Consider the following 15730-nt stretch of genomic DNA (forward strand, 5'->3'; position numbering starts at 1 on the left):
ACTGATGGCTTAAACCGATCTCGGGTTACTTATACCAATTATCTTTATTAAGTGGTCTATGTTGAAGCGAGCAAACCTTGTCGATAACACCGCTTCCGCGTCCTGCTCACAGCGAGGTATCTACCTCCAGTAGGCAAGACAAAAATTTGTTTTGTCTAATCGAACAAGCATTAAGGCAAATTGGCATAAACCTGAGCCGAATATATAAGGCCATAAAAAAGCCTGACTTCAATACAGTATCAAAGTCAGGCTTTTATTAGATTCTTTGTTGTCTACAGCTTCAGCGGTTGCTCCAAAAATGCCAGCACTTTTTGGTAGTACTTCAAGCGATGTTCTGGTTTGTAAAACCCATGACCCTCATCTTCCAGCAAGTAATATTGATGCGGTACTTTCGCTTCTTTTAAAGCATCAATGATAGACTCAGCCTGCTCGATAGGTGCCCGTTGGTCTTCACCACCATGAACAATAAGCACGGGAACTTTTAGCTTATCTGCGTTGTAACTTGGCGAAAACGCCTTTAGCTGTTTTTCATCAGTCCCGAGTACACGCTCTAAATATGCGACCCCTGAGCTGCGCTGAGCTACGTCACCTTCTTCAAACATCAGTGGTAAATCGTATACACCAACAACACCGACTGCGCATTGGAATAAGTCAGGTTCTAATATTGCGCTTTGCAATGCAGAATAACCGCCAAAACTTGCCCCCATAATACAGATCCGTTTGTCGTCTACGATGCCCTTTGCGATTAGATCTTTGGTTCCATCAATGATGTCGTATTGAATTTCTTTACCCCACTTCTGATAACCTAGTCTCTCAAATGCTTCACCATAACCACCCGAGCCTCTAAAATTCACCTGTAACACTGCGATACCACGACTTGACAACATTTGCACTTCAGGATCAAATTGCCAGAAGTCCCTTGGGCCATGCGGGCCACCATGCGGCATAACTATCAGAGGCAAGTTCTTTTTCTCTTTTCCAAGTGGTGTAGTCAGATAACCATTAATGGTCAGTCCGTCACGGCTGGTAAATGCGATGGCTTCCATGTTGGACATTTTTGCAGGTGCTATCCATTGCCTAGCAGATGCCAGATAACGCATCTTATTCTCTTTGCTATTATATAAATAATAATCTCCAGGATTGGTATCGCTACTTGCAAATACCACGACTTGCTCGCCATCTCTGGTACTACTAACAATACGAATTTGATTACCTGGGATCGATGCCACCAATGATTTCAAACGCTGACTCCAGTTAGCATTATCATCAATAAATGCGTACGTCGGATAGCCTGGATCTAGTTCTATCGCAAAAGGAGATTTATCAAGCGGGTCAACCCACACCTTAGTTGGGTCAACTTCTTTATCTTGGAAAATATGTGTTAGCGCTTTACTTTCTAAGTTTAACTGATAAAACGCTTTCGGCTCACCATTTTTAGATGCTGATAGATAAACTGATTTACCCGTTTTATCAAACCCATGCATCCAAAAATCGTCTAACTCATCAGCAAGTTTTAGCTCAACCCAATCTGACTGTTTTGCTGTGCGAGTGTACACTGATGAGTACCCATCATCATCTTGTGTCACGACAGCGCGAACTTCGCCATGATGATCTGTTAAGAAACTCCCCATTTTTCTTGGTGAGGCCGTAACTTTGCGTCTAACACCGGTATGAACATTCACTTCTTACACTCGTGTTACCGGCTCTTTGGAACCGCTCCAGGGGTAAGTCACAATCAACATCTTATCTTCGTCATTAACCAATGGGTCAAGAATATAAGATGTCCCGTAAAGGGGGGTTGCTTTACGCAGTCGCGACCCTGTTTGGCCTTCTCCTTGATACCCAACCAAGTATTTACCACGGCTGCCGTCTGCATTCACGCCAAATAATTCACCATGATATTCTGGGTGATCTTTCCAGCCACGGATGTACTGTTTTTCAAGCACCACTCTATTGTCATTAACCCACTCATATCGACCTATTTGCGCGTTGTCGTCAAATCGAACAGCATGGAGCAGCTTAAATTTATCTAGCTGCAAAAAGCCAAGCGTGTTTTTCCCCTCCCGCTTTGTAATGAAGCTCAGATATTCGCCATTGGGCGATATTTGTACATCAGAAAATTCACTGCCTTTACTAAAGTGTTCAAGTGGGACTACTGATTTTGCGAGCGCCTGTGTCGCGAGTAAACCAACAGCTAATATCAGAAACTTTTTCATCCTAATTCACTACCTCCATTCAAAATTAAACGGGTACAGTGTAGCAATAGAGTGACTTGAGTAACAAACACTTACAAGCGTTAACCTAGTGAAAAGACCCCACTTTCAACATCACTAGCAGAATACAGCCCGGTATCTAACACCCAACCGGTAATTAAGCTTGCCGGAGTAACATCAAATGCCGGGTTGTATACCTCAGCATTATCCGGCGCCCATTGGCAGTGACCAAAACTGCCACTTACTCCCATCACCTCTGCTCTTTCTCGTTGTTCAATTGGGATCTGTTCGCCACTTAAGCATCGGCTGTCTACCGTGGTAACTGGTGCCACAACATAAAAAGGGATCTGATGAAAATGTGCTAATACCGCCAGATTATATGTACCTACTTTATTAGCAACATCACCATTAGCTGCGATGCGATCCGCACCAACGAAAATCTTATCTACTTTACCCGCAGCCATTAAACTCGCCGCCATATTGTCACAAATGAGTGTATATGGAATTTGCCATGCTTGTAACTCAAATGCCGTTAGCCTACCGCCTTGGAGTAAAGGCCTTGTTTCATCAACCCAGACGTGAATATTGCGATGTTGTTTTGCCGCATGGTGTATCACACCCAGCGCTGTTCCTACACCTGCGGTAGCCAATGCCCCGGTATTGCAATGCGTTAAAATATTATCACCAGCATTCACCAAAGTAGCGCCTATCGTTGCCATCCGATCGCACAGTGCTGCATCTTCTTCAAACAACTGCTCTGCTGTTGTCACCAATTGTGTTTGCCAGTCAGGTTTATCCAGTACGCTACGTAATTTAGCCATTGCGTGCATTAAATTTACTGCTGTTGGGCGCGTTGCCTCTAGTGTATTAATGGCATGGGCGATCGTAACTTTATCTTCACCTTGCTCACTAAGATATGCAACTAATAGACTTGCTGCTAAGCCTATGAGCGGCGCACCACGAACCTTGAGTGTCAGGATCAAATCGCTCATGGTCGCGACATCTCGACACTCATGCCATACCTGCTGGTGTGGCAGTAAATATTGATCTAGTACTTTTACAGCCCCGGCTTCAAATTTAAGGCTGCGTGCAATTAAAGTTTTCATAACATTGCGCTCTGTTAACACTACCCCGAACATTTTACATCAAGATCTAAAGAAGTATAGACATCTAAACATTTAAAAATATAGAATGCTATAAACAAATATTATCAAGGTTCAAAAACATGTCAGGTTATGTTGCGTTTGATGCTGAAAAAGTGATTGATTATGTCACTCACTTAGGCGGCTTTTTTGCAGAAGGTGAAACCTTATCTTGCTATGAGTTTGGTGATGGTAATTTAAATTTGGTATTTCGCGTCCAAGACACTCAGCGCAATAGCATCATTGTTAAACAAGCCTTACCATATGCTCGCTGTGTAGGAGAAAGCTGGCCATTAACATTGGACAGAGCAAGGATAGAAGCTAGCGTACTACGCCGCCACGGTGAGATTTGCCCAACTACCACTGCCAAAGTCTTACACCACAATTCAGAGTTGGCCGCAACCATATTAGAAGATTTAGGTCAGTTACACATTTTACGTGGCGAGCTAAATCAAGCACATACTTTCCCACAGCTTAGCCAAGACATCGCAACATACTTGGCGAAAACCAGCTTCTACTTTTCTAGTTTTTATCTTGAACCTAGCGAGAAAAAAGCCTTAGTCACTGAGTTTACCAACCCAGAGTTGTGTGCCATCACTGAAGATTTATTTTTTGATGACCCATACCGTGATACCGAGCGGAACCATTTTCCTAGCGCTTTACAAACCTCAGTCAATGCACTGCGTCATAACAAAGCACTACTGATAGAAATTGCCAAACTCAAAGCACAATTCTTAAACGCCCCAGAAACCTTGCTTCATGGAGATGTTCATACCGGAAGTATCTTTGTAAGTGCTGAGCAAACTAAGTTTATCGATCCAGAATTTGGCTTTTTCGGCCCAATCGGATTTGATTTAGGCTCATTTATTGGCAACCTACTACTGAATTATTGCGCCCAACATGCACGGATTGAAGCACTGCCAAAGCGCCGCAATATGCAGGTATACTTACTGGATTGTATTGCCAGTACCTTGTCTGGCTTTTATGCAACTTGGCTAAAGCTGGCAAAAACGCAAACTCGTGATTTATCATTGCAAGCTGAAGGATATGCTGAGTATTTTCTAACAAAAGTTCTGCAAGATGCGGTTGGGTATTGTGGCTGTGAGTTGATCCGCCGCACTATCGGCCTTGCTCATGTCACAGATATAGATGACATTGAAGACGATACTGCGCGCCTTGAAGTACAAAAGCGAGCGCTACAGCTAGGCGAACAACTGATATTAAACGCCAATAAGTGTCACACCACTGAAGATGTTTATCAATTAATCATTAGCTTTGTGAATTAATCAAAAATCAGGCAGGGTCTAACGCAAATGGCAGCCCAAAGCGTCTACTTTGGGCTGCTAAACATTTACTGCGCTTGACCCATAGTCGTTTCAATATATTTACCTATTTGCTCTTCTAAAACAAATAACGGAACGGATCCATGACGTAAGATTTGATGGTGAAATTCTCGAATATCGAATTGATCACCCAGTGCTTTTTCCGCCTTTCGGCGTAAACGTTTAATGGTTAGCTCACCTATTTTGTATGACAATGCCTGCCCTGGCCAAGAGATATAACGGTCTGTCTCTGTTTTAACATTATGTAATGATAGTGCCGTGTTGTCTTTCATAAAGTTCATCGCTTTTTCACGACTCCAGCCAAACATGTGCATACCAGTATCAACTACCAAGCGTGCGGCGCGCCACATTTCGTAAGTTAAACGGCCAAAGTCACTGTATGGGTCTTGATAAAAACCGGCTTCAATTCCCAAAAATTCAGCATATAGTCCCCACCCTTCACCAAATGCAGAAATATATTCGTTGCGGCGATATTCGGGAAGATAGTCTAATTCTGCATTTAATGCGATCTGAAGGTGATGCCCCGGCACAGCTTCATGCAGTGTCAGTGCCTCTAGCACATACAAAGGACGCTTATCCAAAGCATAGGTATTTACCCAGTAATAACCAGCATCAGTATCGCTGCGCGCACCTGAGTAACGCCCTGTTGTGTATTTTGGTGCAATACTCGCAGGAACTGGTGCTACGCCATATGGCTTACGTGGCAATGTATGAAAGAGCTTAGGTAACTGCGCATCCATCTTTTTTGCAATATACGCCGCTTCTTTTAATAACGCTTCAGGCGTTTTTGCATAAAATTGCGGATCTGTTCTTAAAAATTGAACAAAATCAGCAAAGCTACCTTTAAAGCCAACCCTGTTGATGATTTTTTCCATTTCAGCACGGATCCGGGCAACTTCTTTTAACCCCAACTCATGTATTTGTTGCGGTGACATATCTGTGGTTGTGTAGTATTTGGCTCGATTGGCATAAAAAGCTTCACCATTTGGAGTGGCTGAAATACCTATTGTTGTTCTAGCAGCAGGCCGATATTCTCTAACAAAAAAGTCAAGGTAGTCTTGATAAGCACTTATCACATCTGCTTTGATGATATGCTTTGCGCGTTGCTGTAACGCACTAAATTCAGAGTCAGACAACCCTGCTTGATTGTGTTTAAAAGGCGCATAGAATTCAGATTTAGTCACTTCATCTACGATATATGCTTCAATAGAGCTTTCATAGCCTTCTAGCACCGCCTTTGGTTGTGTCAGACCAATTGCCATGCCCTGTTTCATCCAATGGATATTTTGCTGAAAATAGCGAGGAACTTGCTGCAAACGAGCAAGATATAGCTCATAACCGGAACGTTTCTTAAAATTATGATTTGAAATCATAAAAGACAGCCCAGAATGGAAACCATATTCAGAAGTTAGTGGCATATAGTGACTGTTAAAATGATATTCATCGACACTATTTTGTATTTGATTACGCAATATGGTGATGTTTATCTGGTTTTCTTCACTGAGTTGCGTTTTATCAATATCATCTAATTGCGCGAGAAAATCGAGTCGTTGTTGATACTGTGTACTAAGCTGTTGCGCGCTTAAGTTTGGCAGCAAAAACTCTGCGTTGACGTCACCACGTCCATAGGCGTTGTTATCACTTCTAAACTTCATCACATCGCCTGCTAACTGAGTAAAATCAGCATTCTTATCAATACCTGTAATGGCACAACCAGACAAAGTAACAGACAGACATATGGCAATGCTTGAACGCTTAGCCCACAGTTTTATTTTTGGTGATAACACGCTAACTTCCTCGATACTTGTTATGTCTCAATACTTGCACTTTCGCTGCTAAAAACTGCTGTTTTGAGTATTTGTTATGGTAGAACGAACTTATGAGCGTTCAAATTAGGAGAGTCAGGCCACAGATGCAACTTAATTCGACAAAACCACGAAGAACTAAGATCGGATACAAATCACTCAACCTAATAAAAATTGCTGATAAAATCAGCAAATCAACAAAAAAATGTAAATTTTCTATTTCGTAGACAAACTTTTTGCTTTTCAATTCGAACGATACAGATTAATGTAGCTCTAGTGCAATTAGGACAAGAGTGATACCGATGGAGTTGGTGGTTGTTCATTAACGTTTGATAATAAATTGTTGTGGTAAATGAAATGATGTTCCATGATCCCATGGCTGTTGCCCAAGAAAAAATGACACAGGTGTGCCTATTTTTAGAGCAGCATCATTTGCCGCCTACTCCTCTGAATTATCAGGTTGCATATACTTATATCAGTGCTATCAATAAGCCTCTTAATGAAACCCTAGCTAAAACCATCAAAAGCAATACTAAGATTGACTGTGTACTAATCGAGCAACTTTACTATCAATTTTTAGACCCTGGCCAAAAAGTGCAGTCTGAATTACTTGAAGGCGTAGATTCATTAGTTACTGAGCTCCATGAAAATACCGAGAGCTCACAGAAGCATATTATTCGCTTTGCACAGCAGGTGAGCCAATGTATTCATAATTTAGATGAACACAACATTCAAAAAAGTAAGCGTGCACTTTCTACACTTACTAAGCAAACCGAGCTATTGCTAAAACAACACAAGCTCTTTAAACAAGCGTTAATAAAAGCGCGCCAAGATTACGAACGAAACCAACAATTACTTTTAGACTTGCGCAAGCATCACCTATTAGACCCACAAACAGGGCTATATAAACGCCATTATCTTCATCAAAAAGTGGCGCTGTGGCAATCACAGCAAAAGTCTGTGTGCGCGTTATCAATACAAGTTGATAATCTTGATGCGTTTTCTACTCGTTTTGGCGATGTAGTCAGCGAAGTTGTGCTTAATCGGGTTGCGAATAATATTAAGCGTTATGTGGTAGAAAGCGGCCTACCGGGGCGCACTGGTAAAAAAGAATTTACTATCATTCTCGCTGATGTTGACTTAGACACAGCCAGTGTAATCGCGGAAAAAGTACGCAAAGGCGTGGAGCGCCTAAAGTTTGTCAGCACCAAAGGCAAAATGCCACTGCCTAACCTCTCTTTGGCACTGGGAATTGCACAACTTGCACCTGAACATGACTTCAATATCTTGGCTAAACGTGCCAGTTTTGCCGCGCAAAAAGCTCAATCTCTAGGTCAGCACTGTTATATAAGCCACTAATACGACACAAAGCGTGGATAGCAATGCCAAACCCTCGGTTTTTCCGTGATTTTAAAATACTTCCGTATTGAAGCTATAAACCTAGCAAACTCAACACAGGGAGCGCTAATCCAGGTTGCTAGCAAAACATTAATTATCCAAAGCCCAGGTCAAAGTACACTTATCTTTGTTTTTGTGAACATTATCAGCCTGACAAGGTAGATAAGAAATTGCACCTACAGCTACCTATCAAGTACACTAATGACACAGTTACCGTGTATTGATGGAATCCGCATGAAAGAATCACAAGACAACACCACCCACTTTGGATATAAAACAGTAGAAGCAGACAAAAAAGCTTCTATGGTTGCAGACGTGTTTCATTCTGTCGCAGCAAAATATGACATCATGAACGACCTGATGTCTTTTGGTATTCATCGCTTGTGGAAACGTCAAACTATCGCTTGTTCAGGTGTTCGGGCTGGCCACAAAGTCTTAGACTTAGCTGGCGGAACAGGCGACTTAACTGCCAAGTTTAGTGAGTTAGTTGGTGACAAGGGGCAGGTCATCTTAGGTGACATCAATGACTCGATGCTGAAAGTTGGCCGTGAAAAGCTGCGCGATCTCGGGTTGGTCAGTAACATAGAATACGTGCAAATGAATGCCGAAATGCTTCCTTTTGACGACAACACCTTTGATGTCATCACCATCGCATTTGGCTTACGTAATGTCACTGATAAAGATAAAGCGCTACGCTCTATGTATCGCATACTCAAACCAGGTGGCCGCTTACTGGTATTAGAGTTTTCCAAAACCGATAACGAAGCGCTGGCAAAACTCTATGATATGTACTCATTCACTCTACTGCCTGCGATGGGTAAGTTAGTAGCAAATGACAGCGAATCATATCGCTACCTTGCAGAGTCTATCCGTATGCACCCAGATCAAGACACGTTAAAGGCTATGATGGATGACGCTGGGTTTGAACAAACTGATTATCAAAACATGACCGGCGGTATTGTCGCGCTTCATCGTGGTTTTAAATTTTAGGAGTCTCCGTGCTTGCATCGCTACTTGGCGCCGTAATTGAAGCGGCGCTAAATAAAGCCCTAACACTCTCATCTGAGTTGCAAGGTGCATTAAGTAAAGGACGTCACAAAATACTGAGTGTTGAGGTTCGCGATTTGCATCTGCATTTAGCTATCACCAATACCGGTGAACACATTCATGTATTATGCCCTTTTGATGGCAACGCTGATTGCACCATTAGCGCAGACTGCGCTACGCTGCTTGAACTCACAGATCCAAGTAAGCTAACCGCACTAATACGTCAAGATAAACTCGATCTAGATGGCGATCTCGCTTTAGCACAATTGTATAGTAACGCTCTTGCGGCTTTGGATATTGATTGGGCGGAGCACCTTGCTCAGTATCTTGGTGATGCCCCCGCACAAGTCATTGTGGATAGTATCAACACTATCCGCAAGCGAGCTCAGCAAGATGCACAAGTTGCTAAAGTGACGCTCAGTGAGCTGCTTCAGGATGAGCTCAAGGTATCTCCTCATCCACTCGAATTTGAACAGTTTAAGCAGCAAGTGCGTTCCGTGAATGGCCAGTTAGAGAGCGTCGCGCAACGTATCAATACTTTACTTCAAAACTCCAAAGGAAATTAGCTTGTCTCTCCTTCGCTTGCATCAGATCACAAAAACGTTTTTAGATTATGGCCTAGACGAATTAATTCCTGCACACAAACAGCCTTGGTACGGCAAAGCTGCGCGAGCTAGCTTATTCTGGATGCGTAACAAGCACAAAGACAAACCTATTGGGACACGCCTTCGCCTTGCCTTACAGACACTTGGGCCGGTGTGGATCAAGTTTGGTCAAATGCTGTCAACTCGCCGCGACTTATTGCCGCCTGAAATAGCCCAAGAGCTGGCATTCCTTCAAGACCAAGTACAGCCTTTTGATCCGAAGCTTGCACAACAGCTAATTGAAGACGCTTTGGAGATCAGCGATATACACGAGCACTTTGTAGAGTTCGAAGCACAACCTCTCGCTTCTGCATCAATTGCACAAGTGCATGCAGCCAAGTTACATCACCAAGATGACGTCAAAGATGTCGTGATTAAGGTTATTCGTCCCGACATTGAGAAACAGATTCACGCTGATTTATCCCTGATGGAGCGCTTTGCCAAAGTGGTCGTCAACTTACTTAGTGAAGGAAAGCGACTTCGCCCAGTAGAGGTGGTACGAGAATATAAAAAAACCTTACTGGACGAGTTAGACTTAATGCGTGAGGGCGCCAACGCCATTCAGCTTAGACGTAACTTCGAAGATTCTGATTCTTTATACATTCCAGAAGTTTACAGCGATTACTCAAGAAAAAATATCCTCGTAATGGAACGTATCTATGGCATTGCGGTTTCAGATACCGAAGCGCTTCTTGCACAAGGTACAAACATGAAGCTGCTCGCAGAGCGTGGTGTCGAGGTCTTTTTCACTCAGGTATTCCGAGACAGTTTTTTTCACGCAGACATGCACCCTGGGAACATATTTGTCTCTCGCGAAAACCCACACAATCCAAAATATATTGGCATTGATTGCGGGATTGTTGGTACGTTAAATCGTGAAGATAAGCGTTATTTAGCCGAAAACTTTATCGCTTTTTTTAACCGTGATTACCGCCAAGTTGCACAGCTCCATGTAGATTCAGGCTGGGTACCCGCAGACACCTGTGTGGAAGAGTTTGAATTTGCCATTCGCACTGTTTGCGAGCCTATCTTTAATAAGCCACTTGCGGAGATCTCTTTTGGTCATGTACTGGTGAACTTATTTAATACTGCTAGACGCTTTAATATGGAAGTACAACCACAGCTAGTATTACTACAAAAAACGTTGCTTTACGTCGAAGGCCTTGGACGTCAACTTTACCCCCAGCTTGACTTATGGAAGACTGCTAAACCCTTCTTAGAAAACTGGGTTCAGGAACAGGTTGGTCCATTAGCAGTAGCGAAGAAACTCTACGCCAATCTGCCGTTTTGGGCAGAAAAAATGCCAGAACTACCTGATTTAATTTATCAAAGTCTCAAGCGCAGGCCACCTCAAGTTGTCACAAAAACAGCTGATACTGCAACTAAACCGCTATTATTAGGTTTAGTGGCAAGTAGCCTAACAGTGGTATCAGGACTGAGTTATATATCCGATAAGTATTTAGCAAGTGCTATTGTGGCAATAATCGCCTTGTTAGTATTTGTTACCGCTTGGCGTAAAACAGGGTGATTTTTTGCTCGCTAGGCGTATAATCATTATTCTTAAGCTGTAAGTATCAATGGAGTTAGTATGGGATTCGGTGGGATTAGTATTTGGCAATTACTTATTATTTTAGCCATCATTGTTTTGTTATTTGGAACTAAAAAGCTGCGTGGTATCGGCAGTGATTTAGGCGGCGCAATAAAGGGGTTTAAAAAGGCCGTCTCTGATGAAGATTCAGCGACAGAGTCTAAACCAGAGGCTGAACCCGAAAAACTAAATAACACAACAACTCAACAAGCACAGCCTGCCTCAGAGAAAGAAAAGAATAAGGTGTAATTGAAATGGGTATGTGGGAGTTAGTGGTTGTACTTATCGTTGGTCTGATAGTACTTGGCCCTGAACGTCTTCCTGTCGCAATCCGCACTGTAGCTAGGTGGATCAAAACTGTGAAATCTTTCACCAACTCAGTAAAAGCTGAGGTGAGCGAAGAGCTTAGAGTGCACGAGCTACATAATAATTTAAAAAAAGCGGAACAAATGGGAATGCAAGACTTAGCCCCCGAGCTCAAACAGTCCGTTCAAGAGTTACGAGATGCTGCTGAATCAGTTAAGCACTCTTTTAAACCAACTGACAACAACAATAAAAACTAATTCAATCTTACTATTGAGTAGTTGAGTCATTGCAAAGCTTGGGCTACCGCGGCCCAAGTTTCGTCCATCAGCTAGTCTAATTTGCATTTTACTTCTTACGAGTCAAGCTACATGACAGAATCAGCCCAAAGTGGATTTATCGCCCATTTAGTTGAGCTACGAAACCGCTTAATGAAAGCGCTAATGAGCGTTTTTATTATTTTTGTCGCATTGGTGTACTTTGCCAATGACATTTATGCCTTTGTTGCAGCTCCACTGGTGGAGAGTTTACCAAGCAACACCACCATGATTGCCACCGATGTAACTGCACCTTTCTTTGCGCCATTCAAGCTAACATTATTTGTTTCTTTATTTGCTGCAGTGCCATTTATTTTGCACCAAATATGGGGGTTTATTGCACCGGGCTTGTACCAGCACGAAAAGCGTATGCTGATCCCTATTTTGCTATCTAGCGTGCTACTTTTTTATGGTGGTATCGCATTTTGCTACTTCGTCGTTATGCCTATCATTCTAGGCTTTTTTACTAGCGTAGGCCCTGAGATGATGACGCTATCACCGGATATTAGCAGCTATTTGGGGTTTATTCTTAAGCTATTTTTTGCTTTTGGGATCGCCTTTGAAATTCCAGTAGCCATTATGCTTATTTGCTGGAGTGGTATGACAACAACCGCGAGCCTAAAAGCAAAGCGACCCTATGTGGTCGTGGGCACCTTCGTTATCGCCATGTTTTTAACCCCCCCAGATGTTCTATCTCAAACTTTGTTAGCATTACCCATGTTACTATTGTTTGAGGTCGGATTGATTTTAGCTAGATTTTACAGCACCAAACCACAACAACAGGAGTCAGAAGAATGAAAAAAACCATGATGCTGTTTGCAATGGGATTTTCTTCATTGTGTGCCGCTGAAACAATAAATACTCAAGCACTAAAAGCGTGTACCTTAATTGAAAATGATTTCAACCGCCTGATGTGTTACGACAACGTGATCGCGAATAAGCCCATTAGCAAGCCACAAGTTGCTAAAACATCGGCGCAGCCTACTGTGCAAAAGCAAGTTGAGTCTCTGGCTAATACAGCACCTACACCACAATCAGTAGAGGAAGGTTTTGGCTTAGAGCGCCGCGTCAAAGCCGCCAGCGAGGACATTGAAGAAATCACAGCCAAAGTCACTGAAATTACCGAAAAAGCGAGAAATAGAATGGTATTCACATTAGACAATGGCCAAGTGTGGAAACAAGTAAAATCAGAAACTTTCTTTGTCGATGCTGGTGACACAGTAATCATTGAGCGCGCATCTTTTGGTTCTTTCTTAATGAAAAAAGCGGGGCTTAATCGCACTACGCGCGTCAAACGAGTTAATTAATGAGCACCATGATTGATGCTGGAGTTAATTTAACCAGCTCACAATTTTCGGCCGATCTACCGTCCGTGATCGCCAGAGCTAAAAGTGCTGGGGTAAGTTCTATGCTGGCTATTGGTTGCGACCTGCAAAGTAGTAAAGAAAGTATAGAACTTGCCGAAAAGCACCAATTGTTTTGTTCGGTGGGCGTACACCCTCATGATGCCAGACATGCACCAGATAGCCTCTACGATGATCTGAGTGCGTTATTAACCAGTAGTCATCATGTTGTGGCCGTTGGTGAGTGTGGTCTTGATTTTAATCGCGACTTTTCACCCAGACCAATCCAGCAGTCAGTATGCTTAACACAACTGCACCTTGCACAGGCGGCCAACTTTCCCGTTTATTTGCATGAAAGAGAGGCCCACTCAGCGTTGATGCCATTGCTCAACGAAGTTAAGGTTGAAGGTGTATTACACTGTTTTACCGGTGATAAAACCGCGCTGAAAAACTATCTAGATTATGGACTAATGATTGGTATTACAGGCTGGATCTGTGATGAAAGAAGAGGCCAAGACCTGCAACAGTTACTACAATATATTCCTCTAGATCGGCTATTGATAGAAACGGATGCTCCCTATTTACTTCCGAGAACCATTACACCAAAGCCCAAATCGCGGCGTAATGAGCCGATGTTTCTATCCTATGTGGCTGACCAAATCGCACATCTTAAGCAGTGTTCAGCGCAAACCATCATGCAGGCCACGACTCAAAACTTTAAACAACTGTTTGTGAGGTAAAACCATTGCTACGCCTGATGCTGTCTTTACTCCTATTGTTATCAAGTTTTATTGCGTGCTCTGCGGTGACGATATCTGAATCGTTTGATGCCGAACATCGAGTCAAACTGGATTATACGCTGAGTAAATACGCATCATTAAATGAGCTGCTCTCAGAGCCAGTAGAGTGGCACCAAAGCGCCCGCCTGCCAACAGGACTTAGACCTAATAAAAAGTACCTTTGGCTTAAGATAGAGCTGCATAATGCAAGCAGCGCTGTGAAGCCAATACTGGTGAGCATTAATAATAATCTATTAGATGCTGTAACCGCTTATCACGTCAGGCCAAACCACCCTATTTTAACTGTAGACAGTGGCGATGCGCTGCCCTTAATAAAGCGCCCCTTAAAATACGAGGCATTGATTGTACCACTAGAATTACAGCCGCAAACACAGAGTCAATTATATCTACAGCTCAGTGATGAAGGGGTGATAAATGCGCCAATCACAATTTGGGAGCCCAACGCGTATCTCAAACACAAAAGTAAATTTAATTTAATTTTTGGTATTCTAGCAGGCTTCATCTTAGCACTAGCATTAACCAATGTTACTTTGTATAACGTGACCAGAAAGCGTTACTTCTTATACGCCACTGTATTTACTTCGCTAGTATGGCTGCTTAATGCCCACCTTTATGGGTTTGGATATCGATATTTTTATTCTTCTTGGCAATGGTTCCAACAATACGGTCAAGGCATAATGACTCTGTCACTAAGCCTATTACTATTACCTCAACTGCATTTTTGTTCGGGAAAACAGCTGCTATCTCATCCAACGCTTTCAGATAGCTGGGTGAAGCTTGTGGTTGTATTGTTGTTTATAGGCATAATTACGCTACCTGTTTCATTTTCAATTCTGCTGGCGTTGAGTGTCAGCTTAATAATCACAATCCTACTTACTTATAGTGTTGCGCGCCTTACTCATCCACGCAGAAATGCGCTACTTGCAGTGCTCTTGTGCCACTTTATTTTGGTTAGCTACCCACTCACGGTGGAAGTTGGCATTCAGTCAGGCAGTTTCTTACATCATGTTGGCTACTTCGGTATTTTTACCCTTGAAACAACACTACTTTGCTACCTTGTGGTTCATCTATACATTCATCAAAGAGATGAAAAACTCGCCAGCCAGCAGCGCCGCCTCGCACACACGCAAGCTGAAGATGCACTACTAAAAGAAAAACTAAAACTACAAGAGCAGGCACAATATGATTTGGAGTCCAGTATTGAATCACGCACTTTTGAGCTTCAGGTAACGTTACGCGAACTCGAAGATAAAAATCGCGAACTTGAGCGTATGAACATGGAAGATCCCTTAACTAAAGTAAAAAATCGCGGCTATTTTGATAAGCGCCTTCAAATGGAAGCGCGCCGTTCTAGACGAGAACAAACAGTACTGAGTCTGATCATTTTTGATATAGACCACTTTAAAAAAATTAACGACCAATATGGTCATTTAGCAGGTGATCAAGCCATTTGCGAATTCGCTAACTTGATTAAATCACATTTACGCCGACCACATGATGAAGTATTCCGTTATGGTGGAGAAGAGTTTATTTTGCTCCTACCCAACACATCAGAAGCGGGTGCCTGCGAAGTTGCAGAACGTGTAAGAATGGCAACCGCTGAGCTTGTTATTGAAATTGGTGAGCATCAGCTAACGATGACAACAAGTGCTGGTGTTTATAGTGCTATTGTTTCAGATCCACATAACCCACAACTTTATACTGATAATGCGGACAAAGCCTTATATCAAGCTAAACAGCAAGGCCGAAATCGTGTTATTACTTTTCAAACCAATCAGGAGAATTAA

15 protein-coding genes are annotated in these 15730 nt (G+C 42.6%); 11 read left to right on the forward strand and 4 right to left on the reverse strand.

Going from position 1 to position 15730, the window contains the following annotated elements; translation table 11 throughout:
* Window positions 1-272: 272 nt before the first annotated feature.
* From D9603_RS11465 to mtnA, 3 genes are all read right to left on the reverse strand, one after another.
* On the reverse strand, window positions 273-1682 hold the full coding sequence (locus D9603_RS11465) for a S9 family peptidase (RefSeq protein WP_241651645.1): 1410 nt from the start codon (window positions 1680-1682) through the stop codon (window positions 273-275).
* 3 nt (window positions 1683-1685) lie between these two features.
* Window positions 1686-2216: a hypothetical protein gene (locus tag D9603_RS22120; RefSeq protein WP_241651646.1), complete on the reverse strand. Its 531-nt coding sequence runs from the start codon at window positions 2214-2216 to the stop codon at window positions 1686-1688.
* 80 nt (window positions 2217-2296) lie between these two features.
* The gene (gene mtnA, locus D9603_RS11470) at window positions 2297-3319 is read right to left on the reverse strand and encodes an S-methyl-5-thioribose-1-phosphate isomerase (protein ID WP_128731409.1); all 1023 of its coding nucleotides are present in this window, start codon (window positions 3317-3319) and stop codon (window positions 2297-2299) included.
* Between the two features lie 119 nt (window positions 3320-3438).
* On the opposite strand from mtnA, the gene mtnK reads away from it, so the two are divergent.
* The gene (gene mtnK, locus D9603_RS11475) at window positions 3439-4641 is read left to right on the forward strand and encodes an S-methyl-5-thioribose kinase (RefSeq protein ID WP_128731410.1); all 1203 of its coding nucleotides are present in this window, start codon (window positions 3439-3441) and stop codon (window positions 4639-4641) included.
* A 65-nt stretch (window positions 4642-4706) separates the two neighbouring features.
* Here the strand turns inward: mtnK and D9603_RS11480 are convergent, their stop codons facing one another.
* Window positions 4707-6485: a DUF885 domain-containing protein gene (locus tag D9603_RS11480; protein ID WP_128731411.1), complete on the reverse strand. Its 1779-nt coding sequence runs from the start codon at window positions 6483-6485 to the stop codon at window positions 4707-4709.
* Window positions 6486-6860: 375 nt separating this feature from the next.
* On the opposite strand from D9603_RS11480, the gene D9603_RS11485 reads away from it, so the two are divergent.
* From D9603_RS11485 to D9603_RS11530, 10 genes are all read left to right on the forward strand, one after another.
* A complete protein-coding gene (locus D9603_RS11485; protein WP_128731412.1) occupies window positions 6861-7862 on the forward strand; it encodes a GGDEF domain-containing protein in 1002 nt (333 codons plus the stop codon).
* Window positions 7863-8135: 273 nt separating this feature from the next.
* Complete coding sequence (gene ubiE, locus D9603_RS11490) at window positions 8136-8891, forward strand: bifunctional demethylmenaquinone methyltransferase/2-methoxy-6-polyprenyl-1,4-benzoquinol methylase UbiE (protein ID WP_125250707.1); 756 nt, start codon at window positions 8136-8138, stop codon at window positions 8889-8891.
* Window positions 8892-8899: 8 nt separating this feature from the next.
* Window positions 8900-9514 (forward strand): SCP2 sterol-binding domain-containing protein, encoded by a 615-nt coding sequence (locus tag D9603_RS11495; protein WP_125250708.1) that lies wholly within the window; start codon window positions 8900-8902, stop codon window positions 9512-9514.
* A gap of 1 nt (window position 9515) precedes the next feature.
* Entirely contained in the window at window positions 9516-11120 is a 1605-nt protein-coding gene (gene ubiB / locus D9603_RS11500; protein ID WP_128731413.1) for a ubiquinone biosynthesis regulatory protein kinase UbiB, read from the forward strand.
* Between the two features lie 60 nt (window positions 11121-11180).
* A complete protein-coding gene (gene tatA / locus D9603_RS11505) occupies window positions 11181-11429 on the forward strand; it encodes a Sec-independent protein translocase subunit TatA (RefSeq protein ID WP_125250710.1) in 249 nt (82 codons plus the stop codon).
* Window positions 11430-11434: 5 nt separating this feature from the next.
* A complete protein-coding gene (gene tatB, locus D9603_RS11510) occupies window positions 11435-11743 on the forward strand; it encodes a Sec-independent protein translocase protein TatB (RefSeq protein ID WP_125250711.1) in 309 nt (102 codons plus the stop codon).
* A gap of 111 nt (window positions 11744-11854) precedes the next feature.
* Entirely contained in the window at window positions 11855-12598 is a 744-nt protein-coding gene (gene tatC, locus D9603_RS11515) for a twin-arginine translocase subunit TatC (RefSeq protein WP_128731414.1), read from the forward strand.
* Complete coding sequence (locus tag D9603_RS11520; protein WP_128731415.1) at window positions 12595-13107, forward strand: hypothetical protein; 513 nt, start codon at window positions 12595-12597, stop codon at window positions 13105-13107. Before tatC ends, D9603_RS11520 begins: the two co-directional genes overlap by 4 nt.
* The gene (locus D9603_RS11525; protein ID WP_128731416.1) at window positions 13107-13883 is read left to right on the forward strand and encodes a TatD family hydrolase; all 777 of its coding nucleotides are present in this window, start codon (window positions 13107-13109) and stop codon (window positions 13881-13883) included. Before D9603_RS11520 ends, D9603_RS11525 begins: the two co-directional genes overlap by 1 nt.
* Window positions 13884-13900: 17 nt before the next feature.
* Window positions 13901-15730 carry a diguanylate cyclase gene (locus D9603_RS11530; RefSeq protein WP_128731417.1) on the forward strand — a complete coding sequence of 610 codons (1830 nt, stop codon included), beginning with the start codon at window positions 13901-13903 and terminating at the stop codon, window positions 15728-15730.

The sequence above is a fragment of the Pseudoalteromonas sp. PS5 genome (genome assembly GCF_004103255.1).
Classification (GTDB): Bacteria; Pseudomonadota; Gammaproteobacteria; order Enterobacterales; family Alteromonadaceae; genus Pseudoalteromonas; species Pseudoalteromonas peptidolytica.